Below are 25,054 nucleotides of genomic sequence, written 5' to 3'. Positions count from 1 at the left end.
TCGTTATCTGGATCGTCCTTATATGTGTTTTTTGCTGTTGAACATTACGATATCAAAGGCAAGGAATTGTTAAGAACTTTAGAGAAACATTATATTGTCGATATTGGCTTGCGTAATTTACTGTTAGGTTATCGTGATGCAGATAGGGGTCACATTCTTGAAAATATTGTTTTTTTAGAATTGCTGAGACGTGGATATCATGTGTACATAGGTAAAATTGGCAATTTAGAAGTGGATTTTTTAGCCGAAAAAGTAGATGAAAAAATTTATATACAAGTTACGGAGAGTTTGCAATCAGAGCAAACTAGGCAACGAGAATTAAGGCCTTTGCAGCAAATAACAGACAACTATGAGAAAATTGTTTTGTCGTTGGATCATGATTTTATTAAGTCAGAAAATGGGATTAAGTTGCTTAATTTGTTTGACTGGTTGTTAGAATAGCGCCTGGTAGGAGAATCCTTAATTATGTGTAAAGTTAGCTTATTTAGAAGAGTTTGCAATATAAGAGGAGAGAATTTTGCTAGGGGAGAGTGAGCTTCTCTTTAGGAAACAAAAGTTTCTGACTTTAAGGTCAGAAAGTTTGCGGGAAGAATTGGGTAATAAAAATTACGACCTTTGCAGTTTGAAAATTGCAAAGGCTTAGTCAAGAAATCGGAAAATATTTATGTAAAACGTTATGCTAGATTCGTTATGCAAGATGTCGTTTGTTGCTCAAACACAGATGATTTGGAACTGTATGCAAAGAGCGTGAGCCAAAATCGCTTGCGCTTCCAAAATAATTGCTTACAGAGGATGCGCAAACAGGAACACTTTATTGGCGTTGATGCCTTAGAAAAGCAATTGCAGACAGCAAAAAAAGAACTTACTTTCAGTTAAACAGAATTAGCAGCTTTACAGAAACGCAAGGGCCAATACAGCAGAATTTCACTGCCCGTTATGTTTGTGACTATCCTAACGGCTTGGCGGGCGTTAATAGGTATCAACAGGAATATCTATCACTCCAACATATTGAACTGGAACGCCATAGAGAGAATTTACAAGCGGCACAAAAGTTGTGCAAAGAACGTTTCCGCAAAGATGTTTTATTCCGCATGAAAGATGATATTCAAAACGCTATACAACAATTTCGCCAGATAAATCGAGTTATGGAAAATCTGGAATATGGAGAGGAAAGCTATCGCTTCTCAATTGCGAAGAGCAAAGACAAAGAACTTGCACTTTTTTATGACATTATTATGGACAAGAACAAACAGCAGATTGAACATGAGAATAATCTCATGGCCTTTTTGGCTGAAAGCAACAAGCAAGAGGTCTTTGAAAGCAAAATAGAGGACTTTATGAGTCGTATTATGCTTGACGTGGCAGAACGAGCGCAAGCGAATTTGAGCGGCAGAAAGACAGATGCTAAGGCCTTTGGCAGCTATGTCGACTACCGGACATATTTAGATTACGACATCATAGTTAAGAATGCAGTTACCAAAATGGAAGCAGCACTTTCAAAGGTGAGCGGCGAAGGTAGCGTTGGCGAAAATCAAGCTCCGTTCTATGTAGCAATTTGTGCCTCGCTTTTGCAGATATATGAGCAAAATCAAGACGATTCAATCAGGTTGATTTTGTTAGATGAAGCTTTCAACAATATGACAAGCGATCGTATAGAGCCAATGATGCACATGCTAAAAAGTTTGCAGATGAAAGTGGTTTTGCTTGCCTCCACAGAGAAGGCAAGTACGATAATCCCTTATTGTGACATCACTTATTCCATCGTCAAATCGGGTAATCGTAACGCAATAGGCGTTTTTGAGAGAGTGTGAACATGAACTTTAGTAAGGTGATTTTAGAACAACTGTTGACAATGTATGAGCGACGTGCCATTTTGATACAGAAGTAAACAGCTTGCGTGCAGTGCAATTTGAGATTAGAAAGGTTTTTACTGCTTATACTGATCGTTACAATCATGAAACTTATCTCAGTATTAATCAGGCTATCAAAGAATTGTTGTTTGAAAATATGATAGATGTTGTTGCAGATAGTTCGGGTAATTATCTAAAGATTAAGCTTAATTTATCTGCCTTGGATAAATGCTATAAATGCCTGCAACGTAAAACTGTGCCTGAGCAAGTTAGGGAGCTTATGTATGTTATAGAGCAATATCGCGACAGTCAGTTTACGATAATAGCGCGACTCGTGCATGACTGGCAGCAATTACTTAAAGAATACAAGAAATTACCTTATGATTTAAAGTTCAATGCTAAGCGGACAGCTGTGATTCTTAAGTTGCTTGTCGCAATATTAAACCTTAGGCAAGAGAGTTACATACGCAATTTTTCCACGGCGATGTTCAATGATTCCAAAATGTTTCAAAAGGAATATCAAAGTTGTATAGAGAGTATTCTATGTGATTACACAAATGAGATTATAGATAAGACAAAAATACTTGCTTATTATAATCTTTATGAAAATCCGTCATACCTCTTGGTTAAGGGCGACATAACAATTGAGTTTGCTACCTCATTTATAAATGTGGCTGAACTTAAGGATGGTATTACACTTGATAATTCCTCTTTAGAGTCAATTAAGCAGATTAACGTGCCTAGAGGTCAAGTTGTTACTGTTGAAAATTTGACGACTTACCATGATGTCTGCTCGCCTCATGTTGCTTATATTTATTCAGGTGCTTATCCGAGTCGTAGCGTTGAGGCATTTTTAAGTAAACTATATCGGGACAATCGTAATTGTGTATAAGCATATGGGCGACTTGGCTGTATGTGGTTATTTAATTTTAGAAAACCTTAAAGCAAAGACAAAAATTCCTTTTCAGGCAGAACAGATGGATCTTACTACGCTAAAGCACTTTTACGATGCGGGACTTTGCAAGCCACTAACGGTGAGTTACAGGCGGATTATTAAGCAAAATAAGAAAAGCTTGAGAGCCTATTCTGATGTACTCGATTTAATGCTTAAGTACAATTGCAAGGAGGAGCAGGAATCACTGAAGGTTTTGGAAATTTTTGCTAAGGAGAATTAGAGTTTGGAATAGTCCAATTTGCTCTAACTGTTTAGAGCTTGATTTTGGCATCAGAAATGTTTTGGGTAAGGGATAGGCATGGTGAGTTATTTCGTACTCTCTCTGTCTAGTTTATTAGCAATGTTTGTTATGCTATTTCATGTTGCTTTCAAATACAGCATCTTTTCTAGCTCGTTTAGTGTAAGAGGTGCACATATGTACATCGTTTGTCTTCTGTGACTTTGTTTATTTTAGCAGAAGCGCCTTGTACCTTCTTCTTTTTACTGTTGCACTTACAGTGTAAATTCAAGGCTAATTAAAAAGATAACATACTCTCTTGGCCCGCTTAAGAAATTTTGCGGGCAAATTTTGTGATTTTTGCGTTTCATTTCGCGGGCATTTTGTGTGATGTACGACGCTTGTTGTACTTACAGTGTGAATTCAAGGTATAATTAAAAATCAAAGGGTATCTGTAGAGGAGAGCTCATATGACCGTGACATTAAGAAAAATAGCCGAGGCTCTTAATTTGTCCACAGCGACAGTTAGTAAAGTCTTAAGCAAAAATGATCATGATATTTCGGATCAAACGAGGCAACGTGTTTTAGAAAAAGCGCATGAACTAAATTATTCTGTCAATGTGATTGCTCAGTCAATGCGGACCAATCAGACTAAGTCGATCGGTCTTATTCTGCCAGACATAAAAAACTATTTTTTTACAGATATTGCAACTTCAATTGAAAATGAACTAATTAATCGTGGGTATTTACCGTATTATTGCAATACTTATGAAAGTTTTGAACGTGAAGTCTTACAAATTAAATATCTCTTATCCAAACGAGTAGATGGTATCATTATTGCTGGTACTAATATGCGCAATATTAATCGTGAAAGCCAAATACATTTTAATTGTCCTATCATTGCCATCGATCGTCAGCTGAATTATGAAGGTATTTCTTCTATGATTGCATCGGACAATTTGGGTGGGGCTTTTCAGGCTGTTGATTATTTGTGCAAGAGTGGACATAGAAATATTATGTATATTTCAGGACCAGCAAGCACCAATACAACTAAGGAACGTAAAAGAGGCTATCTTAAAGCACTTGCCAAATACGGTATAGCTGCTAGACCATATTATATACGCCATGGCGATTATACAGCAGAATATGGATATCACACGGTAATGTATCAAAGTATACCCAAAGAGGTAACGGCAATACTTTGCGGTAACGATTTAATTGCAATAGGTGTGATAAAAGCTCTTTCTGAACGAGAAATTAGAGTACCTGACGATGTTAGTATAATAGGCTATGATGATACGGAAATTGCGTCACTATTTTCACCTACGCTAACAACTGTACGTCAACCAAGTTCGTGGATAGGCCAATTTGCAGTGGCAGCATTTTTCAATTGCGTAAATAATGTAGCTGTAGAGCCTAATATCGTGTTGAATCAAGAGCTTATCGTGAGAAAATCGACAAGAGCACTTAATTAGTTGCGTGATGACTTTTCGACTTGGTGTCGAACACAAATTTGATGTAAAAAGATGTATTGAGACATGTTGCACGAAATTCATGCGCACATTCCGCTAATTTGTAGAAATGATGAATAAAAACTTGAATGCTAATAATGAAAGTGCTAATTTAAGAGCATCAACTTAATCGATTAAGTTGGCGTTCTTAAATTAGTGAAAGCGGTGGGTTTAGTGCAAATACTTAATATTGGCTCGTTGAATTTAGATAATGTGTATCGAGTTAGTAGTTTTGCTAAACCCGGTGAAACAGTTAGTGCCAAGAATTTTTCAATTTCGTTCGGTGGTAAAGGACTTAATCAATCCGTTGCATTAGCTAAGGCTGGAGCTAAGGTTAAGCATTTAGGCGTTATTGGATACGATGGTAACGACTTAAAGGTGGCACTTGAGGAAGCACAAGTTGATGTAAGCCTCATTCGCAAAGTCGATATCGCAAATGGAAATGCCGTTATTCAAGTGGATGATGCTGGCCAGAATTGCATTATTGTTAATGCGGGTAGCAATGATTGTTTAACAGAAGAACAGATTGATGCTGGCTTGAGACAAATGCAAGTAGGCGATATGGTACTTTTACAAAATGAAACCAATAAATTAGCTTATGCATTGGAAAGAGCAAAGCAGTACGGATTGAAGGTTGTTTTAAATCCATCACCAATTAATGAAGCACTTTTAGCAGTTGATTTACAGACAGTTGATTTGTTTGTACTCAATGAAATAGAGGCAGAATTTTTGACTTCTATGTCTAATGTTAAGCCGGAAATTTTGTTGAATAGTTTACATGAAAAATATCCACAAAGTGATTTTTTACTGACACTGGGCGAACGAGGCTCAGTATATTTTTCTAACGGCAAAATTCTTGAACAACATCCATATGAAGTGAAGGCTGTTGATACGACGGCAGCCGGTGATACGTTTACTGGCTATTTTCTTGCTTCGATTGCTAACGAAAAAGATGTAAAAACGGCGATGAATATAGCTAGTGCGGCAGCTGCAATAGCTGTAAGTAAACACGGCGCACAAAGCTCTATTCCTACCTTGAATAAGGTAGAGAAATTTATCAGTGAGTTTGAAAATGACAAATTGCTAGATGACTAATAATGAACAAATTTATTATTATGATATGCTATATGTCTAAAACATTCAGGCTTTTATAAGCTTTATCTGTTTGCAATATACAAATATCATCGTATAATATCGATGAGCTTAACAGCTCAAGGAGGAAACAGTGTTTTTTCAGCAAGTAGTAAATGGAATTTTTATTGGAGTTACCTACGCCCTTGTTACAATAGGATTTAACATGGTGTATGGTGTTTTGAAGTTGACTAACTTTGCGCATTCATCGTTTTATATGCTGGCAGCTTATTTTGCTCAGTTTATAGCAGCGAAATTTATGCTGCAGAGTGGCGTTAGCTGGTGGTTAGTTCTCGTTATCAGCGTAGGATTGACTGCTACTTTGGGCGCTAGCATGGATATATTGGCATTGCGACCAATCAGAAAGAAAAAAGGTGCTGGTATTACAGCGCTTATTAGTACAATTGGCGTACAAACAATGCTTAACAATGGCGTGCTCTTAGTTTTCGGAACAGTGCCACTTGTAATGAATGATCCGTTCAATTTAGGATACATTACTGTGGGTGGTGCCGTAATTCAGAATATACAAATTTTGATTGCTGTATTAGCTATATGCTTGCTGGCGGTGCTTTCGTTCATCGTGTACAAAACAAGTTTTGGTACAGCGATGCGAGCTGTTTCACAAAATCCGACTGCTGCTAGTCTCATGGGCATTAACGTACCACGTATAATTTCTGAAACGTTCTTCGTAGGTATTGCTGCAGCTGCTTTTGCGGGTGTTTTGATGGCTACATACTATCAGAGAGTTGACTCGTTGATGGGCGCTTCTGTTGGCTTGAAATGTTTCGCTGCTGCTGTTTTAGGCGGTATTGGTTCAGTACCTGGTGCTGCTTTGGGTGGCCTCTTGATTGGCTTAGCTGAAACAATTTTTGCTGGCTATGTTAGCTCGGGTTATCGAGATATGGTTGCCTTCGTCGTTCTGATTACAGTTCTTCTATTGCGACCACAAGGCTTGCTTGGTAAGAAAGAGATAAAGAAAGTGTGATGCATGATGACTAAAGAAGGTATTATCTCTAATATGAAATCATTTTGGGCGAAGTATGAAAAATGGGCCTATGTAGTGTTTTATGCAATTCTTATTGTTTTCTCACTTGTATGCCAGGATGTTTACTTCTTTGCTGTAGCAATTAACTGCTTGATTTTTACTGTATTAGCTTTTTCACTCAACTTGTTAACAGGTTATTTAGGTGTCACATCTTTGGGACATGCGGCGTTTTTTGGTATAGGTGCATATACTACGGCAATCTTACAAACAACATATAACACCAATCAATGGGTAGTTCTTATCCTAGCAATTGCTATTACAGCATTGGCTGGTGCCCTTTTAAGCTTAACAACGATGAGAGTTTCTAGTAAGTTCGTTGCGGTTGTTACATTAGGTTTTGCTGAAATCGTGCGTATGGTTGAATTGAACTGGATGGAACTGACAAGAGGACCTCAGGGTATACCAAATATACCTAAGTTCACGTTCTTTGGACAAGAAATTAGAAACATGCGTTTTGAATTGTATATCATAATGGTAATTTCAATCGTTATATTGTTATTTTATTCAGCGCTACTAAGTTCTAAACACGGCCGTGCAATCCAGGCAATTAAAAACGATGAAATTGCTGCTCAATCGATGGGTATCAACGCTTTGAAATATCGTGTTCTTGTCTTTGCAATTTCAGCAGGTACGGCGGGACTTGCAGGTTGCTTCTACGCAAAATACATGGGATTTATCGATCCAAACGCATTTAACTTTGACCAGTCTATATCCATGCTTTCAATGACGTTGTTTGGCGGACTCGGCAATTTGATGGGAAGCATTATTGGTGCATTCTTCTTGTCCATTTTACCTGAAGCATTGAGATTCATGTCAGATTACAGACAAGTTATATATGGCATTTTGCTGGTAATTATGATGATTTTCCGTCCAAATGGACTTTTAGGCGGTATTAATTTCAAGCAGATTAGGCTGTTGGACAGACAAAAGATGGAGGAAGAATAATGGCTGGAGAGTATATGCTAGAGACTAAAAACATTTCACAGGTCTTCGGCGGTATTAAGGCTTTGACGGATGTTTCGATTTCAGTTAAACCAGGTGAGATTTTTGCCATTATAGGTCCTAATGGTGCTGGCAAAACAACATTATTTAATGCTATATCTGGTCTTGCTAAGGCAAGTAGTGGTGAAGTTTATTTTCGAGGTAGGAAAATTACAAGATCGAAGTCGTTTGATATTCATAAGTTGGGCATGGCAAGAACATTCCAGAATATCAGATTGTTTCCACAAATGACCGTTAAAGAAAATATCATGGTTGGCGATCATGATCGTGAAAAAAGTGGAATACTTTCTTCAGCCTTTAGAAGCAAACAATACAGAGTAGCAGAAAGAAATTGCGAAAAAGAAGCTGAAAAATGGATGAAGTTTTTCAACTTATATGAATTGAGATACCAAAATCCAACTTCACTACCATATGGTGTACAAAGAAAACTGGAAATTGCGCGTGCTATGATCAGTAACCCACATTTGTTGTTATTGGATGAACCTGCTGCTGGTATGAATGAAGTTGAAACATTGGAGCTAAGAGATGACGTCAGAAAGTTACAGAAATTGGGTGTAACAATTATTTTGATTGAACATGATATTCGCTTCGTTATGTCATTAAGTGACCACATTGCTGTGCTTAATCATGGTTGCTTATTAAAAATAGGTACACCTGAGGAAGTTGTTAATGATACAGCTGTTATCGATGCTTATTTAGGTGTCGAGGAGGGCGAATAATATGATGCTAGAAGTAAATGATTTAGTGGTAAATTATGGCGGTATTCGTGCTTTGCGCGGCATATCATTTCACTTAAATGAAGCTGAGATTTTGTCTATTATTGGAGCTAATGGTTCCGGAAAGACGACAACTCTTAACACGATTGCAGGTATTAAGAAACCTAAGTCTGGACAGATAATTTATAATGGAACGCCAATTACGGGTATTCCACCTCATGAGTTAGTTAAAAGTGGAATTGCGTTATCACCAGAAGGCAGACAGATTTTTCCTGATTTAACAGTTAAAGAAAATTTGGAGATAGGTGGTTATACAGTCTCTAAGGAGGTGACAGAAGAGAGGATCAAGTTCGTTTACGAACTTTTCCCAATTTTAGGAGAGAGAAGCAATCAGACAGGAGGAACGCTGTCTGGTGGTGAGCAGCAGATGCTAGCACTGGGCAGAGCTTTGATTTCTACGCCAAAACTTTTGATGTTGGATGAACCTTCACTCGGTTTGGCACCAAAACTTGTTAAATTTGTGCTTGGAAGTTTAAAGCGAATAAGAGACAGCGGAACAAGCATTATTCTTGTTGAACAGAATGCACGTATGGCACTTAAGGTGTCTGACCGTGGATATGTTTTGGAGAATGGTGTTATGAAGATGGAAGGTAAGAGTGAAGACTTACTGCAAGACAAGAGCTTGATCGAAGCTTATCTTGGTGGGGTTAACGATCAATAATATTTGATCACAAAATTAAAGAGGAGTTTATTATGAAAAAAATATTAGCTACGTTGACAATGTTAGCGATGTGTTTAACAGCGTGTTCAGCACCTGTAAGTAAAGATAAGGTAGAAACCAAGGAAGGTAATGCGTCAGGAAAAGATCCTATTTATTTCGCTTGGTACGGACCTTTGACTGGTGATACAAAGCAGTATGGCGATACAGAAAGAGTTGCTGTTGAAATTGCTTTAAACGATTTGAAAGAAAAAGGTTGGGTTCTTGGCGGCCGTGAAATTAAAGTCGATTTCTATGATGATAAGAACGACGCTAAAGAGTCTGTAAATATTGCAAATAAAGTTATAGGTGCTAAGAAGTATTCAGCTGTTGTTGGTGCTTTCGGTTCTACTTCAAGTATGGCTTCAGCTCCTTTATATGAGAAGGCTAAGATTGTTAACTATTCTCCTACAGCTTCACACCAGAAGTATTCTTCAATGGGTGAATTTATTTTCCGTAATACTCTTACACAAGAGATGGAAACGACACAATATGCTGATTATGTATATAAGAAGTTAGGTATCAAGAATGTTGGTATTTTGTATGTCAACGATGACTGGGGCCAAAACATTGCTGATATCTTTGAGAAGAAGTTCAAAGATTTAGGCGGTACAATCACAGATAAGCAAGCATACATTCCTAACCAAACATCTGACTTCTCACCTATGATTACTTCAATTAAGTCATCAAAGCCAGAAGCTTTCTTCCAAATTGCTTACTATCAAGATTCAGCTAATATTTTGAAGCAAGCTAAGAATTTGGGCTTTGAAACGCAGACAATTTTAGCAAGCTCCGTCTTGAAACAAGAGTTCTTGGACCTCGTTGGTAAGAGTGCTGATGGCGCATTTATCATGAATGCTTTCACACCATCTATCGATACTCCTGAATTCAAACGTGTTATGAAGACATATACAGATAAGACTGGTAAACAAGGCGACGCATTCGTTATGCAGACATACGATGTTATTTGCCAACTCGCAGCAGCTATTGAAAAGGCTGGCAGCAGCGACCCTGTGAAGATCAGAGAAGCATTAGCTGGTATGAAAGATTATCCTAGCTTAGCAGGTCCTTACAGCATGAACGAATTGGGCGATGCTATGAGAACATTGGTTCCTATGAAGATTGTTGATGGTCAGTTTGTGGCTATCAAAGAAAAATAAGTTGTTTTAAGAGAGGTAAAGAGGTAAAATGAAAAAAATTATTAACAAACCAGAAACCTTTGTCGATGATATGATCGATGGCATAATTGCAGCTCATTCTGATAAGGTTTGCCTAATGAAGAATGATAACAGAGTTCTATTAAGAACTAATAAAAAAGAAGATGGTAAGGTAGCTATTGTTACAGCTGGTGGTAGTGGCCATCTACCGTTGTTCTTAGGTTATGTAGGTCATGGCATGCTGGATGGATGCGCTGTTGGTAATGTTTTTGCTTCACCGTCAGCTTCTTCAATGGCCGATATGATTAGATCCTGTGATTGCGGTAAGGGGGTTATCTGTCTCTATGGCAACTACGGTGGAGATAAGATGAATTTCCAGATGGCATGCGATGAGGTTGAATTTGACGATATTGAAACACGTCAACTTATTGCTGGCGATGATATTGCTTCTAGCCCTAATGAAACATCAGAAAAAAGACGTGGCGTTGCTGGTATTGTCTATGCATACAAGATCGTTGGTGCTGCTGCTGAACGCGGTATGTCAATCGATGAGGTAATGCGCATTGGTGAGAAGACTTTAGCTAATATCCGAACAATGGGATTTGCAACTTCTCCATGTGTTATTCCTGAAGTTGGTAAACCTTCGTTTACGATTGCTGATGACGAGATCGAAGTTGGCATGGGTATCCATGGTGAACCTGGTATTGAAGTAAGAAAAATGATGACAGCAGACAAAATTGCTAAATTGGCTGTGAAGTCAATCTTGGCAGACTTTGGTGAGAATAAGCCAAAGAAAGTTTCTGTCATGATTAATGGCTTAGGTTCAACGCCACTAGAAGAACAATATATTGTTTACAAGAGTGTAAGTGAACTATTAAAGAGCGAGAACATCGAAGTTGTTCATCCTCATTTAGGTGAGTTTGCTACATCAATGGAGATGTCAGGCTTGTCAGTTACACTTATTGCGTTGGATGACGAGATGCAAGATTTGTTAGAAGATGTTGCACAGACGCCATTCTATACAAATTACAATAGATAGGAGTCATGTGTGATGAATAAAAGATCTATCGAATGTGCTTTCGGAAAAATAGCCGATAAGATGGCTGCAAATAGGGAATATCTGATTGAGCTTGATCAGAGAAACGGTGATGGCGATTTAGGTATTTCAATGAGTAACGGTTTCAAAGCAGCATATGAGACAATAAAACAATCAGAAGAAACTGATTTAGGTAAGATTTTCATGGCTGCTGCAAAGAGCTTCAACACAGCTGCCCCATCATCATTGGGTACGATACTCTCCATCGGTATGATGGGCATAGCTAAGACTTTGCGTAATAATCAAGAAATTACATTGGAACAACTGATTGAGGCATTAGAAGCAGGTATTAATAACATCATGCTTAAGGCCGGTTCAAAACAAGGTGAAAAGACTATTTTGGATGCTCTTATTCCAGCTATCAATGGTTTGAAGGGTGAATCGGATGTCAATGTTGCTTTCAAGAATGCTTACAAGGCTTCCGTTGAAGGTGCAGAATCAACAAAAAATATGAAGTCAGTCCACGGTCGTGCTGCTTATTATGGAGAAAACAGCATCGGATTAGTTGATGGTGGCGCTATTGCTGGATCACTTATGTTCCAGGCATTGGCAGAGTAAAGGAGTTATTATGGATAATAGAAAATTAATTGTAAAACAAGCAATTGCTAACGAGGAGCCAGAGACAGTTCCAGTAGGTTTTTGGTATCACTACACGCCATTTTCTGAACATTGCCGTGGATTGTCAGATCCAACAATTATTGACAGAGTAATTGCCGGTCATAAGAAGATGTATGATGAATTAAAGCCAGACTTTTTGAAAATTATGTCTGATGGTTTCTTTGGCCATCCAAGCATGATCGATAAGAAGTTTGAGTGTGCTGAGGATTTGAAGCAAATTAAGGCTGTTGGGCCTAATCATCCTTGGATCAGAAAACAAATTGAGATGGTGAATGAGTTATTAGCTTATACACATCATGATGTTTTGACATTCTACAGTGTATTTTCACCTCTTTCAGCTATCCGCTTGTATTTCTTTGAGGATGAGGATTGCCCAGATAAATTCTTGAAATTGTTCATGGAAAATCCAGAGTTGATGGCAAATGCTGCAAAAGAAATCGAAAAAGACTTTATTTGCTTGATTGATGCTTTGAAGAAAGAGACAGATATTGACGGTATCTATTACAGTGTTCAAGAAGTTCAAAATAAGACATGTGGTGTTGAATTCCATGAGAAGTATGTAAGACCTTCTGACGTCGTAATTTTGGACGAAATGAAGAAGAATGATTTGACCATTTTATTGCATATCTGTGGTTGGGGCGAGTTTACAAATAATCTTGAACTTTACACAGATTATCCAAGTGATATCGTCAACTGGGCAACACATGCTGAGAACGTCAGCCTCAAGGAAGGCAAGAAGTTATTCGGCGGAAAGGCAGTTTTAGGCGGATTTGATAATAATCCAGGTACATTCTTGTACACGGCAAGCGATGCTGAGATTAAGTCTTATGTTACAAGTATTCTTGACGAATGCGGTAAGAAAGGCATTATTGTTGGCGCTGACTGTACTGTTGATCCAGCAATTGGATTTGAGCGCTTGAAATATGTTAAGAAGGTTGTTGACGAATACAACAAATAAACACGATATCTAGTTGTTTGTTATCAGCACCAAGCTGTGGATGGATTCTATTTTCGCACATTGCTTGGTGCTTAATTTATCTAAATTTATGTTTCAAATTAAGAGAGAGATTTATGTTATATAGTGGTAATTTGTTGTATGCACAATCAGGTGGCTGTACATCCGTAATTAATAGTAGTGCGCAAGGAGTATTAGAAACAGCCCGTAAATGTCCGCAAATTGAGCATATCTATGCAGCCTACCATGGTGTCGAGGGCATCTTAGCAGAGACTCTGTTCGAGCTAGGCTTGGAGAATAAACAAGAGACAGCTAAGCTAAAATCAACCCCAGGTGCAGCCTTAGGCAGCTGCCGTTACAAATTACACGCTGATACGGATGCTGATTTTGCGAAAGTGTTAGCCGTTTTTCAAAAATATAATATTCGTTATTTTCTTTACAATGGTGGCAATGACTCCATGGACACTTGTTCGAGGTTGGCCGCTTTTTTTAAGCAGGTTGATTATGAGTGCTATGTAATTGGCGTACCTAAAACCATCGACAATGACTTAGTTGAGACAGACCATTGCCCAGGTTATGCAAGTTCGGCTAGATTCATTAGTACCATGATTTCAGAAGTAGCTTGCGATGCTAACAGCTATACAAGTGAACAGATAATTGTCTTTGAAATTATGGGTAGAAATGCTGGCTGGTTGGCTGCAAGTAGCAGCTTGGCTCGTTTAACAGGCTTTGGACCAGATTTGATCTATTTGCCAGAAGTTGTGTTTGACATAGAGAAATTTATCGAAGAAGTGCAGGCTTTACGCAAGCAAAAACGCTTAATTATAATTGCGGTGGCCGAGAGCTTGCATTTAGCAGATGGCAGATTTATCACTGACTTGTCGGGCGAAGATGAAGAAGATGATGTGTTTGGCCACAAGCAGCAGGGTGGCGCTGGTCATATCTTGGCTGAGATTTTGAAGAAGCGCTTAAATACCAAGGTGCGAGGCATTGAGTTTTCACTTTTGCAGCGGGCAGCTAATCATTTGGCCTCTGAAGTTGATTTGTGTGAGGCATATCAGGTAGGCAGAGAAGCTGTATTACAGGCGGTAAATGGCGTGAGTGGCAAGATGGTGACAATCAAGCGAAAAGAAGCCGACACTTACGAAACGACATATGGTTTAGTGGATTTAGATAAGGTAGCCAATGCCGAAAAATTGGTGCCAAGAGAGTGGATCAATGAAGCTGGCAACGATGTGACGGCAGATTTTATTAATTATTGTTTACCATTAATCAGCAATATCGATCATGCCAAAGCACCATTAGAATTGAAACTAACTTCAAATGGTTTGCCTGACTTTGCTAAGTTAGAGCGAAACTTGTTATAGAGATATAACTTAGAGCCTAATTCTTGCTACATAAGTTATTTCAAAACAAATATGAGCTACCAAACTACATCTAGCGAGACACATCAAGTCACCGTGAACATATTGTAGAACTTCAGCATTTTCATATCGTATTTAGAAAGTTTTAATTGCTTTATAAGCTCCGCATTGTGCTTTTTTTGTTGCTTGGTGACGAGAATTTTGAAAGTAACAGGCATCAAAGGGCGCGAAGAAACGCCAGAGAAATGCGCAAATTTTTCCATTTCGTCGTTGTAAGAAGCTGGAATTACGATTTTAAGCTCTTCCATATCCATCGTTTTATTCTGTAAGGTGAAAATGCTTATCACATCGTAGTGCACAAGCTTACCGACATAGGTATATTCACAAAGCTGATAACGGTCGATACTCTCAACGTTAAAGAAAAGTTTTGCCTCAAAAATTCCATCTTCTCTAGGCAAAGGACTAATCAACATAACCGATTCATTCAGCGACTTATTACGCCCATCATAAAAATAAATGTACAGCTTGCTGACATCTTTGAAAAAATTTGGTATAGACTTAGTCACTAACAACGGCTTTGTTTCTTCTTGCACATACAATAATTGGTCCATATTGACACAAAGTGCCTTGGCCACTTCGTAAAGCGTTTGTACGTCTAAAATAATTTGGCCACTTTCATATTTTGCGACAGTGGCCTTGCCCTTATTAATTAATTTGCCTAAACCTTCTTGCGTAAGTTGTAGGCGCTTTCTATAAAATCGGATATTCTCACCGATAATTGGACTGATGTCCTGCATAAGCTAAAATCTCCTACAAATTGATTTTTGTCTGATTTATGTGATTCAAATCATATTTTGTGCCAAGTATAGCCAAAAAGCCGCATAAAATCAACTGTGAGGAAACTTTATTATTTTTTTTAGCAAAAGGAAAGAAACTTTGTGCTTTTTTACTAAATAAGCCCACTCATTATAATGAATATATGTTGATTGTGCATTGGTTTATAAATTAATTAACACAATTCAATACGTTAAGTCTGCTAACTGACAGTATGCAGACAGGAAGGATTACTTATGACTTACAATTTTGATGAAATTATCGATCGTAAACATACGAATTCGATAAACACAGATGGATTCAGAGATTTCATTTTCCATGCTGGTCCAGACATGAAATTCCCTTATGCTGATGATGAATTCATTCGTATGTGGATAGCTGATATGGAGTTTGCTTGCGCAGAGCCAATTCGCCAAGCAATCATCGATCGTGTTAACCGCAAGATCTTCGGCTATACAATCATGTCATTGGATACTGAGTATCATAAATCACTGAATAAGTGGTGTGAAAAGAAGTATGGTTGGTCTGTACCACGCGAAGAGCTCTGTTTCTCAACTGGCGTTATCCCTGCTCTTTATCAATTAGTAGAACTAATCTGCAAGCCAAATGAAAAGGCTCTTATGGTTACACCAGCTTATGGTTTCTTCAAAAAGGCTGTTGTATACAACAAGATTGATTATGAATGTTCACCACTCATCATCGACGGTAGCCGCTTCACTGTAGATTTTGATGATTTAGAGAGACGAGCTTCCCAACCTGGTATGAAGTTAATCATTTGGTGCAATCCACAAAATCCATCGGGTACTGTTTGGACTACAGAAGAGCTTCAACGTGTTGCTGCTATTGCTAAGAAGTATGACTTGTGGTTGATTTCTGATGAAATTCACTGCGGTTTGTTACGTCAAGGCGTTAAGCACACACCATTTGCTAAAGTAACTGATTATAAGAAATTAGTTACATGTATGTCAGCAAGTAAGACATTTAACATGGCTGGTTTGCAATTCTCCAATATCATTATTCGTGATGAGAATTTGCGTCAAGCTTTCAGAGATCGTGACAAGAACGTTGCTTTCGTCAACCCAATTTCTATTGTTGCTCATAAGGCTGCTTATGATTACGGCGAAGAGTGGTTGGATCAACTAAAGACTTATTTAGATGGTAACTTTGAACTCGTACGTGATTTCTTAGCTAAAGAATTGCCACTTGCCAAATTTGAAATTCCAAAGGCAACATACTTGGCTTGGGTAAATCTCAATGCTTATTTGGATGATGTGGAAGATTTGCCAAAGTTCTTTGCTTATGAAGCAGGTGTTTTACTTGAAGGCGGCGATGAATTATTCGTTGGTAACGCTAAAGGTTATGTACGTTTGACTCTTGCTATGCCAAGAAAGACTTTGCAAGAAGCATTGGAGCGTATGAAGAAAGCTGTCTTAGCACATGCAGCTAAGAAGCAGAAATAGATATAACAACTAAATAGGAAAAGGATTAATTAATATGAATAATAACAATAAAAAATGGCTAGGTTATATACTAGTTGCTTTGATGTTAATTTCATACGCTTATTTTGGCTTATATAAAATTGCTATAGGCGAAGCAAAATGGGATGTACCTACAGCTTTTTTCACAATGCTTTTATTAGTCGTAATTGGTGAAGTGATTTCAACAGCAACTAAAGCTTTTGTACCTTCGATGTTTATTTCAGCTATCTTATTCGTTATTGGTTTCTGGACCATATTACCTAAAGATATTTTGCAACAAGGTGGTGTTGCTAAGAATTTACCAACATTCTTAGTTATGATGATGGTTGTACATCTTGGATCAATGTTGGATTTGAATGAATTAATAAATCAGTGGAAAACTGTTGTTGTTACATTAGCTGGCATGTTAGGTATTCTAGCTATTGTTTTGACAGCAGGTACTTTTATCTTAGGACGTGATACAGCAGCTATTGCAGCACCTCCTTTGACTGGTGGATTTGTGGCTGCAATGATGATGCAATCTGTTGCACCAACAGAAAAATTGGCAATCTTGGCTATGGCTGTTTATATTTTGCAAGGCTTTGTTGGATATCCATTGACGAGCATTTGCCTGAAGAAAGAAGGCTATTCAGTTCTTAAACAATATCGTCAAGGCAAATGGACAGCTAATGTAAGTAATCAATCAACTTCTGCTGATACAAGTAATAAAAATTACATTTTCCCACAAGTTCCTAAAAAATATAAAAGCGATTTCACGCATTTGTTATCAATGGTTATCTTGACTATTATGTCAGGCTATTTAGATAAGTTAACTGGTGGCTATGTTTCAAAGTTCGTTTGGGCATTGATTTTGGGCGTTTTGGCAACAAGTCTCGGACTTACTGAGAAGAATATTTTGGTTAAGTCACGTAGTATGGGCTTTATCTACAGCATAATTATGATGTTTGTGTTTGCTCAGTTGAGCAGCTGTACACCAGATGTTGTTGTGCAATTGATTAAAGATTTTGCTATTTTGATTGTATTGACCACAATCGGTATTGCTGCTTTCTCAATTCCTGTTGGTAAGATGTTTGGTTGGTCAGTACCAATGTCATTTGCTATAGGATTAGGTTCTATTGCAGGTGGCTTCCCAGCAAGTTACACTTTAACAGTTGAAGCTGCAAAAGTTTGTGCTGAGACCGATGAAGAATATCAAGTTTTGGAAGATCATATGTTACCTAAGACATTGGTTGCTGGTTTTGTCAGTGCAACATCAGGTTCAGTATTTATTGCTGGTGCTGTTATGGCATTATTCTTCAAATAAAATATTATTGTAAGGAGGCTATAAAATGGATTTAGGTTTGAGAGGCAAAGTAGTTGTTGTTACAGGTGGTAGTAGCGGTATTGGTTATGCAACAACAGAAACATTCTTAAAAGAAGGTGCAAAGGTTGCTATTTGCTCAATTGACGAGAATGAACTCAAAAAGGCCGTTGCAGAGCTAAGTAAGTATGGTGAAGTTTATGCTGAAAAGGTAGATGTGTCTAAGAGAGAGCCAAACTACCAGTTTGCAAAGACTGTTTATGAAAAATTTGGTCGCTTGGATGTATGGGTTAATAACGTAGGTACAACAGGACGTCGTGCTGGCGATGAATATACAGACGATGAAGTTAATTTCATTGTTGATACATGCTTTAAGTCGGTTGTGTATGGTTGTCAGGCTGCATTCCGTTATTTGAAGAAACAAGGCGGTGTTATTGTTAATGTTAGCTCCTTGGCTGCACGTTGTGCTTCAGCTGGCCGTAGCACTTTATATGGCCCATTAAAATCAGCTATTTGCAATTTGACAAATACATTTGCTGGAGAGTTCTGTGCTGATAATGTACGTGTTACATGTATTATGCCAGGCTTTACAATTACACCATTAGTTAAGGCAGCTATTTCTCAAGAAGAACTTAATCGTAATGCTGCTGCTACATTGCTCAATCGTATGGCGCAACCTGAAGAGATTGCAAAGCCAATTGTATTTTTGGCTTCTTCTGCAGCTAGTTATATGACAGCTACAACAATCGAGGTTTCAGGTGGTAGAAGCATGACACTCAATCCTACTTTTGCCTACGATAAGAAAAAGAATAATTAGTTCAGTACTAATTAAATTTATGCTATAGAGATACAGGGGATTATAAAATGAAAAAAAAAGAATTAGTCATGAAAGTTATGGACGGTGGCGTAGGCGATCGTACACCAGTAGGTTTTTGGTGGCACTTTATTCCAACAGCTATGGGTCATGTTAAGGGTTATCAAAATCCTGAAGAAACAATCAACATGGTTGTAAATGGAACAAAAGCAATGTTGAGCAAGTATGATCCAGATATGATCAAAGTTATGTCAGATGGTTTCTTCTTGCATCCATCAATTGTTGAAAATGATGTTCATACACCAGAAGGCTTAGACAAGATTCATCATATTACGAAAGATCATCCTTGGGTTCAGGGCCAAATTGAATTGCTTAATAAAGTTTATGATTTAACCGACGGACAAACATTGATGTTATATACGATGTTCAGTGCTGTACAGCAATTACGTTTGTATGTTGAATATGCTTTAGGTGATTTGGATGCCTATAAGAATTTGATGATTAATCATACTGAAAAAACACTTCGTGCTTTGAAGATTGTTGAAGATGATACAATCATGCTTTTAACAGAATTACGTAAACACACAAAATTAGATGGCCTTTTCTACAGTGTTCAAATGTTGCAACATAAAGAGGCTGACTTAGAGTTCCATCAAAAATGGATTGTTCCAAGTGATTTGAGAATTCTTGATCATATGAATGAGTTATGGGATTACAACATGTTGCATATTTGTGGATATGAGCGTTATCACAATAACGTTGAATTCTACAAGCAGTATAAGTGCAAATGCTACAATTGGGCAACACATACTGATAAGATCAGCCTAAAGGATGGCAGAAGTATGTTTAATGCTTCAGTTTGCGGTGGCTTTGATAACAATGAAGGTACATTGATTGATACTGGTTCATTGGAAGAACTTGAGGCTTATACAAAGCAATTAATCAAGGAAAATGGCCGCGAAGGTTTGATCATTGGTGCCGACTGCACTATCCCAGCTCCAAAAGATTTACATCGCTTAGAAGTAATTAAAAACGCTGCTAGATAGTTTTAATCATTAAGTTGATATTTAGTAGTACCCCTCGCTTGCTTGATTTATGAGTTTGAGCAAGCGAGGATTTTTATAAACAAAATAAAAGATGTCCTATGCCTGTTTAGATCAGTTAAGATAGGACATCTTTTTGTTTTTTGGCAATTAGATAGTTACAGGGCTAGGTAAAATTAAGCTAAATACTTTTTAGCGTAGTTGACAAAATACTCAACGCCTAACGCAAGTGCTCTTTCGTCCAAGTTGAAATGCTCATCATGCTGAGCAAAATGACCTGAAGCTGGGGCACAACCTAAGAGCATGAAACAGCCTGGAATATGGGTCAAATACTTAGCGAAATCCTCACCACCCATTACACGTGGGAAATCAGTAACGAGACCTTCATGGAAGATTTCTTTAGCCACTTCTTGACCAATTTTAACTGGTTCAGCATGGTTCACTGTAGCAGGAGTTCCATCATGATAATCTAAGGTAATCTTTGCTCTTGTTGTCATTGAAAGACCATCTAATACGCGACGAATATTTTCTTCAAATTTATCTCTCAAAGCATTGTTGAAACTACGAGTTGTACCTTCTAGATGTGCTGTCTCAGGGATAACATTCTTGGAATTGCCAGAATTGAAAGCTGTTACGCTGATTACCATTGGCTCTAATGGATCATTCTCACGGCTTACTAATGCTTGCAAAGCCTGGACTACTTCTGCGCCAGCTACAATTGGATCAATTGCCATTTGAGGAGAAGCTCCATGACCGTTCTTACCTTGTACATAAATATCAAATGTATCAGCAGAAGCCATGATAGGACCTGTTTGTAATGCAGCTTGACCGCAATCGAGGTTACCCCAAATATGCAAACCAATGATGTTATCAAGTTCTTTGATACTTGGTTCTTCAGCTAAATATTTAGCACCAGAATCTTGAATGAATTCTTCAGCTGGTTGGAAGATAACTATAATTTCACCTTTTAGTTGTTCTTTTTGCTCGTTCAAGTACTTAGCTGTTGCTAAGAGGATGGAAATATGGGAGTCGTGACCACAAGCATGCATTACACCTTTATTTTCAGAAGAGAAAGGTAAACCTGTTTTCTCCGTTACAGGCAAAGCGTCGATATCTGCACGAATGCCTAATTTCTTACCAGGCTGACCACCTTTAATTGTGCCGATAACAGCTGTGCCTTTGCCCTTAACAAAAGGAATGCCCATTTTAGTTAATTCAGCTTGAATTTTTTCGCTGGTCTTAACTTCTTGCCAAGAAAGTTCTGGATGTGCGTGAAAATATCTGCGCATCTCTACAACATAATCATTTAATTCTTTTGAAATAGCCATTTTTTTGCTCCTTCTGGTTAATTTTATCACTGATAGTGAAAGACTATAGACTCCTTTTCTCGTCACCAAACAGCAAAAAAAGCACAATGCGGATCTTATAAAGCAATTAAAACTTTCTAAATACGATATGAAAATGCTGAAGTTCTACAATATGTTTACGGTTACTTGATAGTCATAAATCGTGCATAAGGAAAATTCACTACGCACGGTGAATTTTCACTTTATAGAGTGAAAAAAGTGAAAAAATGAAAATTTCACTCTAAGAACTGAAAATTATGTATAATAAACTCATTAGTGCTGGGAGGATGAAATTATGCAATATGAAAGCGAATGCATAGAGTATAAATCATAAATGGTTGATGATGTTTACAAGGAAGTTATTGCATTTGCTAACACCAATGGTGGAGTTATATACATAGGTTATGACAATAATGGTAATTCTATTGGTATAGATGATGTAGATGCAACTTATACACGTTTAACTAACGGCATTCGTGATGCAATTTCTCCAGACGTTACAATGTTTGTACATTATACACTCCAAGAAAACAAAACGATTCGTGTTGATGTTAAAGAAGGTAGCTATAAACCATATTATTTAAAAACTAAAGGTTTAAAACCTAGTGGTGTTTATGTGCGTCAAGGGGCGTCATTAGCTCAAGCATAGGTAGAACAGATTCGACGCATGATTAAAGATACTGATGGAACTTCGTTTGAAGAAATGCGTACAATTGAGCAAGAACTAACTTTTACAGAAGCGAAATGTACATTCGATAAATATCATGTTGACTTTTCCAAAGAAAAATTTGTAGCGTTGGGCCTTAGACATGTTAAAGATGGTATGTATACTAATTTAGCTGAGATTTTGTCTGATCAGTGTAAACACACAGTTAAGATAGCTGTATTTTAGGATGCTGATAATCTTATGTTCAAGGATGCAAAAGAATTTGGTGGCTCTATTTTCAAACAATTAAATGATAGCTATGAATACTTGACACTTTGTAACCGAACAATGGCAACATTTAGAGGATTAGAGCGGGTAGAACATAGTGATTATCCAGAATCTGCCTTGCGTGAAGCGATGCTAAATGCACTCATTCATCGTGATTATAGCTATAGCGGTAGTATTATAATCAATGTAAATGATAATGCTATGGAGTTTATTTCGTTGGGCGGCTTATTGCCAGGAATAACGACTGAGGATATTAAAAATGGTATTTCTCAGCCTCGTAATGCCAAACTAGCCGCTATTTTTCATCGCCTGCGTCTAATTTAATCATATGGTACGGGCATTCGCAAAATTTATTCTCTATATAAAGATGAAGCTGTTCAGCCTCAAATTTTAGTTACAGACAATACGTTTAAACTTGTGTTGCCAAATATGAATCTAAATCACGTTGTGAATGAAATTGCAGAATTAGAAGTTGAAAAATCAAGCACAAAAATAACTCCACAGATGCAGATGGTTATAGATTATTTGCGCGACTATGATGAAATTTCTGACAATGATTTGCAGGAATTACTTAATATAAAAAAGACGAGAGCTTATGTTCTTACGCGCCAAATGGCAAAAATGGGTTTAATAAACATAAGTGGCCGAGGCAAAAGCCGAAAATATCAACTTAAGTAACAAGGCACAAATTTCTAATAGCAAATATGGAATTTAAGCGAGAAACTCGCTAAGTAGCCACTGTTGCCAAAATTGATGGAACTTGCAAATGTGTAGTATTGGAGATACGTTTATGCTAATACAATACTTGTATTACGCTTATGCGTATGGAATGCAATAGATTAAATTATGGAAATTATAACCTGATGAGGAGGTTTGTTTATGCTTACAACAGTTAGACTTAGTGATGATGTGGCGGAAAAATTGACAAAATTAGCAGACGAAACTGGCAGAACGAAGTCTTTTTATTTACGCAAATTGATTGAAGGTGGATTGGATCAATTACTGTACGAATACAGTATATTGCAAGATGTAGAAGATTATCGCAAAGGTAAATTAAAAACCTACACATTAGAGGAAATGGAACAACGGTATGGCTTGGAAGATTAAATTTTCTGAAAAAGCGGACAAAGCATTTAACAAGCTGGATAAACCGATTCAATTAAGAGTTACTAAAAAATAAAAGAAATAGCGAAATATGATGATCCTAAGTTACAAGGAAAAGCTTTGACAGGTAATTTGGCAGGACTTTGGCGATATCGAGTAGGCGATTATCGACTTATTTGTTTAATCGAAAATCATACATTATTGATTTTAGTACTAGATATAGGTCATCGTAGAGATGTTTATGACAATTAAATTGTTCATCTTTGCCTCATATGTTTTATTTCAGCCACGCGACCTTAACCAGGCAAAATCATTCAGGTAAACGCAAACACACAAGCAAAGCCCGCTTACTATTACTAATAAGCGGGCCTGATTTTGCTATTTAGGCGCAAACTTGCGACTTTTTGTTAGTTACTCATGGCTATTTCAACTTGAGAATCGTCAAAACTACATGAACAACATCTTGTCAGAACCGTAGGTATGACCGAGAGCTTTCAAAGAAATAGCAGAGATAGCGTGCCATGGACCAACATATTCAGGTTGGAAGAAGAAATCCTGTTGACCTAATTCCTCCAAAGTGTTTTTGTTGTAGATGGCCAAAGAGATGATATTAGCATATTGCGTAATATCCAACTTGGACATGAATTGCGCACCCAAAATAACCTTAGTTTCAGCATCGAAGAAAATCTTGCTGTACAAAGTGTTGGTAGCTGTATCAGGCTCTGTAAAGAAAGTTGGTCTGACTCTTTGCTCAAGATAAACACTTTCGACCTTGCCATCATAGCTAGCTGAGTTAGCAGAACTGATACCCGAACAAGCAAAATGATAATCGAACAAAGCCAAAGCAGATGTGCCAGAAACAGGTTGCACTTGCACCTTGTCACCCATAGCATTGCGGGCAGCTACAATACCTTGTCGTCTAGCATTGGTTGCGAGTGCGATAGCAGCTTTTTTGCCATTTGGAGCATATTGAATGTAAGTAGCATCACCAGCTGCATAGACATCCTTAGCAGATGTCTGTTGATATTCATCAGTCAAAATGAAACCACGCTTGTCTAACTCAACAAGACCATTTAACCAAGCTGTATTTGGCTTTACACCGATAGCAATAACAACAGTATCACAAGCATAAGTGTTTTTATCTGTAACGACAGCTGAAACGTTGCCATTCTCGCCCTTAAACTCTTTGACAGCTTCGCCACCATGGAATGTCATATTGTGCTCACTGGCATGCTTAACGAGAATATCGGTAAATTCTTTATCGAGGTAAGTTGGCAAAATGCTTGTTTGGAAATCCAAAACAGTCACTTCTTTACCAGCCTTAGCGAAAGCTTCAGCAGCTTCAATGCCAATGTAACCGCCGCCAATTACAACAACTTTGGAGCTAGCTGGCATTCTGTCCTTGATTTTGCCACCCCAAACTTCGCCGCGCATATAGAGAATATTATTTAATTCTTTGCCAGGGCAATTAAGTGGAGTTGGAATAGCACCTACGCCCAAAATCAACTTGTCATAGTTCATGACATGATCTCCCTGAGCATCAACATAAGTTAATTCGTGCTTATCAGCGTTGAAATTGTTTACCTCACTGTTCAAATGCATATGAACGCCTTGCTTAATGTAAGATTCGGCATTGGCATAATGGATTTTGCATAGACAATCTGATTCGTTTTCGAGGTAAGATTGCATACCACATGATAGGAAAGAGGCCGTTTTGCCAGCTTCGAACAATTCAATTTCAGCCTTTGGCTCACGCTCTAAAATAGTTTGGACAGCCTCATAACCAGTATGTGAAGTACCAACAATAGCATATTTCATAATTTGTAA

General features: G+C 37.7%; 29 protein-coding genes. 26 read left to right on the top strand and 3 right to left on the bottom strand.

Going from position 1 to position 25,054, the window contains the following annotated elements:
- Positions 1-24 precede the first annotated feature (24 nt).
- The 16 genes from PYS62_RS06605 (at position 25) to PYS62_RS06530 (ending at position 14,377) form a co-directional block, all read left to right on the top strand.
- Positions 25-441: a DUF4143 domain-containing protein gene (locus PYS62_RS06605; RefSeq protein WP_315574192.1), complete on the top strand. Its 417-nt coding sequence runs from the start codon at positions 25-27 to the stop codon at positions 439-441.
- A gap of 174 nt (positions 442-615) precedes the next feature.
- The gene (locus PYS62_RS06600; protein ID WP_066714233.1) at positions 616-876 is read left to right on the top strand and encodes a hypothetical protein; all 261 of its coding nucleotides are present in this window, start codon (positions 616-618) and stop codon (positions 874-876) included.
- Between the two features lie 83 nt (positions 877-959).
- A complete protein-coding gene (locus PYS62_RS06595; protein WP_315574191.1) occupies positions 960-1,811 on the top strand; it encodes an SbcC/MukB-like Walker B domain-containing protein in 852 nt (283 codons plus the stop codon).
- Positions 1,812-1,893: 82 nt separating this feature from the next.
- The gene (locus tag PYS62_RS06590; protein ID WP_315574190.1) at positions 1,894-2,742 is read left to right on the top strand and encodes a hypothetical protein; all 849 of its coding nucleotides are present in this window, start codon (positions 1,894-1,896) and stop codon (positions 2,740-2,742) included.
- A complete protein-coding gene (locus tag PYS62_RS06585; protein WP_315574189.1) occupies positions 2,735-3,025 on the top strand; it encodes a Wadjet anti-phage system protein JetD domain-containing protein in 291 nt (96 codons plus the stop codon). Before PYS62_RS06590 ends, PYS62_RS06585 begins: the two co-directional genes overlap by 8 nt.
- Before the next feature lie 467 nt (positions 3,026-3,492).
- Entirely contained in the window at positions 3,493-4,497 is a 1,005-nt protein-coding gene (locus tag PYS62_RS06580) for a LacI family DNA-binding transcriptional regulator (protein WP_066714236.1), read from the top strand.
- Positions 4,498-4,707: 210 nt separating this feature from the next.
- Positions 4,708-5,628: a ribokinase gene (locus PYS62_RS06575; RefSeq protein ID WP_066714238.1), complete on the top strand. Its 921-nt coding sequence runs from the start codon at positions 4,708-4,710 to the stop codon at positions 5,626-5,628.
- A gap of 130 nt (positions 5,629-5,758) precedes the next feature.
- The gene (locus PYS62_RS06570) at positions 5,759-6,649 is read left to right on the top strand and encodes a branched-chain amino acid ABC transporter permease (RefSeq protein ID WP_066714239.1); all 891 of its coding nucleotides are present in this window, start codon (positions 5,759-5,761) and stop codon (positions 6,647-6,649) included.
- Between the two features lie 3 nt (positions 6,650-6,652).
- Complete coding sequence (locus PYS62_RS06565) at positions 6,653-7,654, top strand: branched-chain amino acid ABC transporter permease (RefSeq protein ID WP_066714240.1); 1,002 nt, start codon at positions 6,653-6,655, stop codon at positions 7,652-7,654.
- Positions 7,654-8,430 carry an ABC transporter ATP-binding protein gene (locus PYS62_RS06560; RefSeq protein WP_315574188.1) on the top strand — a complete coding sequence of 259 codons (777 nt, stop codon included), beginning with the start codon at positions 7,654-7,656 and terminating at the stop codon, positions 8,428-8,430. Before PYS62_RS06565 ends, PYS62_RS06560 begins: the two co-directional genes overlap by 1 nt.
- Positions 8,431-8,434: 4 nt before the next feature.
- The gene (locus tag PYS62_RS06555; RefSeq protein WP_390086093.1) at positions 8,435-9,148 is read left to right on the top strand and encodes an ABC transporter ATP-binding protein; all 714 of its coding nucleotides are present in this window, start codon (positions 8,435-8,437) and stop codon (positions 9,146-9,148) included.
- Between the two features lie 32 nt (positions 9,149-9,180).
- Complete coding sequence (locus PYS62_RS06550; RefSeq protein WP_066714244.1) at positions 9,181-10,344, top strand: ABC transporter substrate-binding protein; 1,164 nt, start codon at positions 9,181-9,183, stop codon at positions 10,342-10,344.
- Positions 10,345-10,372: 28 nt separating this feature from the next.
- Positions 10,373-11,380: a dihydroxyacetone kinase subunit DhaK gene (locus tag PYS62_RS06545; protein ID WP_066714246.1), complete on the top strand. Its 1,008-nt coding sequence runs from the start codon at positions 10,373-10,375 to the stop codon at positions 11,378-11,380.
- 12 nt (positions 11,381-11,392) lie between these two features.
- Entirely contained in the window at positions 11,393-11,995 is a 603-nt protein-coding gene (locus PYS62_RS06540; RefSeq protein WP_066714248.1) for a dihydroxyacetone kinase subunit L, read from the top strand.
- A 10-nt stretch (positions 11,996-12,005) separates the two neighbouring features.
- On the top strand, positions 12,006-13,013 hold the full coding sequence (locus PYS62_RS06535; RefSeq protein ID WP_066714250.1) for a uroporphyrinogen decarboxylase/cobalamine-independent methonine synthase family protein: 1,008 nt from the start codon (positions 12,006-12,008) through the stop codon (positions 13,011-13,013).
- Between the two features lie 113 nt (positions 13,014-13,126).
- The gene (locus PYS62_RS06530; protein ID WP_315574187.1) at positions 13,127-14,377 is read left to right on the top strand and encodes a 6-phosphofructokinase; all 1,251 of its coding nucleotides are present in this window, start codon (positions 13,127-13,129) and stop codon (positions 14,375-14,377) included.
- Positions 14,378-14,460: 83 nt separating this feature from the next.
- Here PYS62_RS06530 and PYS62_RS06525 read toward each other — a convergent pair whose 3' ends face one another.
- Positions 14,461-15,171 carry a helix-turn-helix domain-containing protein gene (locus PYS62_RS06525; protein WP_066714610.1) on the bottom strand — a complete coding sequence of 237 codons (711 nt, stop codon included), beginning with the start codon at positions 15,169-15,171 and terminating at the stop codon, positions 14,461-14,463.
- Between the two features lie 273 nt (positions 15,172-15,444).
- Between PYS62_RS06525 and PYS62_RS06520 the strand changes: the two genes are divergently transcribed.
- From PYS62_RS06520 to PYS62_RS06505, 4 genes are read left to right on the top strand one after another with little or no spacing between them, the layout of a single operon-like run.
- The gene (locus PYS62_RS06520) at positions 15,445-16,668 is read left to right on the top strand and encodes a MalY/PatB family protein (RefSeq protein WP_066714607.1); all 1,224 of its coding nucleotides are present in this window, start codon (positions 15,445-15,447) and stop codon (positions 16,666-16,668) included.
- 34 nt (positions 16,669-16,702) lie between these two features.
- Positions 16,703-17,989, top strand: coding sequence for a hypothetical protein (locus tag PYS62_RS06515; RefSeq protein WP_315574186.1), 1,287 nt, complete (start codon positions 16,703-16,705; stop codon positions 17,987-17,989).
- Positions 17,990-18,014: 25 nt separating this feature from the next.
- A complete protein-coding gene (locus PYS62_RS06510) occupies positions 18,015-18,803 on the top strand; it encodes an SDR family NAD(P)-dependent oxidoreductase (protein ID WP_315574185.1) in 789 nt (262 codons plus the stop codon).
- 47 nt (positions 18,804-18,850) lie between these two features.
- A complete protein-coding gene (locus tag PYS62_RS06505) occupies positions 18,851-19,846 on the top strand; it encodes a uroporphyrinogen decarboxylase/cobalamine-independent methonine synthase family protein (protein WP_066714601.1) in 996 nt (331 codons plus the stop codon).
- Positions 19,847-20,019: 173 nt separating this feature from the next.
- On the opposite strand, the gene PYS62_RS06500 is transcribed toward PYS62_RS06505, so the two are convergent.
- Entirely contained in the window at positions 20,020-21,171 is a 1,152-nt protein-coding gene (locus PYS62_RS06500) for a M20 metallopeptidase family protein (RefSeq protein WP_066714599.1), read from the bottom strand.
- 352 nt (positions 21,172-21,523) lie between these two features.
- On the opposite strand from PYS62_RS06500, the gene PYS62_RS06495 reads away from it, so the two are divergent.
- The 6 genes from PYS62_RS06495 (at position 21,524) to PYS62_RS06470 (ending at position 23,479) form a co-directional block, all read left to right on the top strand.
- Positions 21,524-21,838 carry an AlbA family DNA-binding domain-containing protein gene (locus tag PYS62_RS06495; RefSeq protein WP_315574184.1) on the top strand — a complete coding sequence of 105 codons (315 nt, stop codon included), beginning with the start codon at positions 21,524-21,526 and terminating at the stop codon, positions 21,836-21,838.
- Positions 21,839-21,856: 18 nt separating this feature from the next.
- On the top strand, positions 21,857-22,081 hold the full coding sequence (locus PYS62_RS06490) for a hypothetical protein (protein WP_315574183.1): 225 nt from the start codon (positions 21,857-21,859) through the stop codon (positions 22,079-22,081).
- Between the two features lie 15 nt (positions 22,082-22,096).
- A complete protein-coding gene (locus PYS62_RS06485; RefSeq protein ID WP_315574182.1) occupies positions 22,097-22,447 on the top strand; it encodes an ATP-binding protein in 351 nt (116 codons plus the stop codon).
- Positions 22,448-22,552: 105 nt separating this feature from the next.
- Positions 22,553-22,801 carry a hypothetical protein gene (locus PYS62_RS06480; RefSeq protein ID WP_315574181.1) on the top strand — a complete coding sequence of 83 codons (249 nt, stop codon included), beginning with the start codon at positions 22,553-22,555 and terminating at the stop codon, positions 22,799-22,801.
- Positions 22,802-23,002: 201 nt separating this feature from the next.
- Complete coding sequence (relB, locus tag PYS62_RS06475) at positions 23,003-23,230, top strand: type II toxin-antitoxin system RelB family antitoxin (protein WP_315573619.1); 228 nt, start codon at positions 23,003-23,005, stop codon at positions 23,228-23,230.
- A gap of 69 nt (positions 23,231-23,299) precedes the next feature.
- Positions 23,300-23,479, top strand: coding sequence for a type II toxin-antitoxin system RelE family toxin (locus PYS62_RS06470; RefSeq protein WP_156422988.1), 180 nt, complete (start codon positions 23,300-23,302; stop codon positions 23,477-23,479).
- A gap of 195 nt (positions 23,480-23,674) precedes the next feature.
- On the opposite strand, the gene PYS62_RS06465 is transcribed toward PYS62_RS06470, so the two are convergent.
- The gene (locus PYS62_RS06465) at positions 23,675-25,045 is read right to left on the bottom strand and encodes an FAD-dependent oxidoreductase (RefSeq protein WP_066714593.1); all 1,371 of its coding nucleotides are present in this window, start codon (positions 25,043-25,045) and stop codon (positions 23,675-23,677) included.
- Between the last annotated feature and the right edge of the window lie 9 nt (positions 25,046-25,054).

Origin of the sequence: Amygdalobacter nucleatus, assembly GCF_029167365.1 — a bacterium.
Classification (GTDB): Bacteria; Bacillota; Clostridia; order Saccharofermentanales; family Fastidiosipilaceae; genus Amygdalobacter; species Amygdalobacter nucleatus.
This window is presented reverse-complemented; position numbering and strand designations above follow the sequence as displayed.

Excerpts from the sequence above, each read along its gene's own strand:
- PYS62_RS06580 (WP_066714236.1), top strand. The coding sequence starts at position 3,493 with ATGACCGTGACATTAAGAAAAATAGCCGAGGCTCTTAATTTGTCCACA.
- PYS62_RS06565 (WP_066714240.1), top strand. The coding sequence starts at position 6,653 with ATGATGACTAAAGAAGGTATTATCTCTAATATGAAATCATTTTGGGCG.
- PYS62_RS06560 (WP_315574188.1), top strand. The coding sequence starts at position 7,654 with ATGGCTGGAGAGTATATGCTAGAGACTAAAAACATTTCACAGGTCTTC.
- PYS62_RS06555 (WP_390086093.1), top strand. The coding sequence starts at position 8,435 with ATGCTAGAAGTAAATGATTTAGTGGTAAATTATGGCGGTATTCGTGCT.
- PYS62_RS06550 (WP_066714244.1), top strand. The coding sequence starts at position 9,181 with ATGAAAAAAATATTAGCTACGTTGACAATGTTAGCGATGTGTTTAACA.
- PYS62_RS06545 (WP_066714246.1), top strand. The coding sequence starts at position 10,373 with ATGAAAAAAATTATTAACAAACCAGAAACCTTTGTCGATGATATGATC.
- PYS62_RS06540 (WP_066714248.1), top strand. The coding sequence starts at position 11,393 with ATGAATAAAAGATCTATCGAATGTGCTTTCGGAAAAATAGCCGATAAG.
- PYS62_RS06535 (WP_066714250.1), top strand. The coding sequence starts at position 12,006 with ATGGATAATAGAAAATTAATTGTAAAACAAGCAATTGCTAACGAGGAG.
- PYS62_RS06530 (WP_315574187.1), top strand. The coding sequence starts at position 13,127 with ATGTTATATAGTGGTAATTTGTTGTATGCACAATCAGGTGGCTGTACA.
- PYS62_RS06525 (WP_066714610.1), bottom strand. The coding sequence starts at position 15,171 with ATGCAGGACATCAGTCCAATTATCGGTGAGAATATCCGATTTTATAGA.
- PYS62_RS06520 (WP_066714607.1), top strand. The coding sequence starts at position 15,445 with ATGACTTACAATTTTGATGAAATTATCGATCGTAAACATACGAATTCG.
- PYS62_RS06515 (WP_315574186.1), top strand. The coding sequence starts at position 16,703 with ATGAATAATAACAATAAAAAATGGCTAGGTTATATACTAGTTGCTTTG.
- PYS62_RS06510 (WP_315574185.1), top strand. The coding sequence starts at position 18,015 with ATGGATTTAGGTTTGAGAGGCAAAGTAGTTGTTGTTACAGGTGGTAGT.
- PYS62_RS06505 (WP_066714601.1), top strand. The coding sequence starts at position 18,851 with ATGAAAAAAAAAGAATTAGTCATGAAAGTTATGGACGGTGGCGTAGGC.
- PYS62_RS06500 (WP_066714599.1), bottom strand. The coding sequence starts at position 21,171 with ATGGCTATTTCAAAAGAATTAAATGATTATGTTGTAGAGATGCGCAGA.
- PYS62_RS06495 (WP_315574184.1), top strand. The coding sequence starts at position 21,524 with ATGGTTGATGATGTTTACAAGGAAGTTATTGCATTTGCTAACACCAAT.
- PYS62_RS06490 (WP_315574183.1), top strand. The coding sequence starts at position 21,857 with ATGATTAAAGATACTGATGGAACTTCGTTTGAAGAAATGCGTACAATT.
- PYS62_RS06485 (WP_315574182.1), top strand. The coding sequence starts at position 22,097 with ATGTTCAAGGATGCAAAAGAATTTGGTGGCTCTATTTTCAAACAATTA.
- PYS62_RS06480 (WP_315574181.1), top strand. The coding sequence starts at position 22,553 with ATGAATCTAAATCACGTTGTGAATGAAATTGCAGAATTAGAAGTTGAA.
- relB (WP_315573619.1), top strand. The coding sequence starts at position 23,003 with ATGCTTACAACAGTTAGACTTAGTGATGATGTGGCGGAAAAATTGACA.
- PYS62_RS06465 (WP_066714593.1), bottom strand. The coding sequence starts at position 25,045 with ATGAAATATGCTATTGTTGGTACTTCACATACTGGTTATGAGGCTGTC.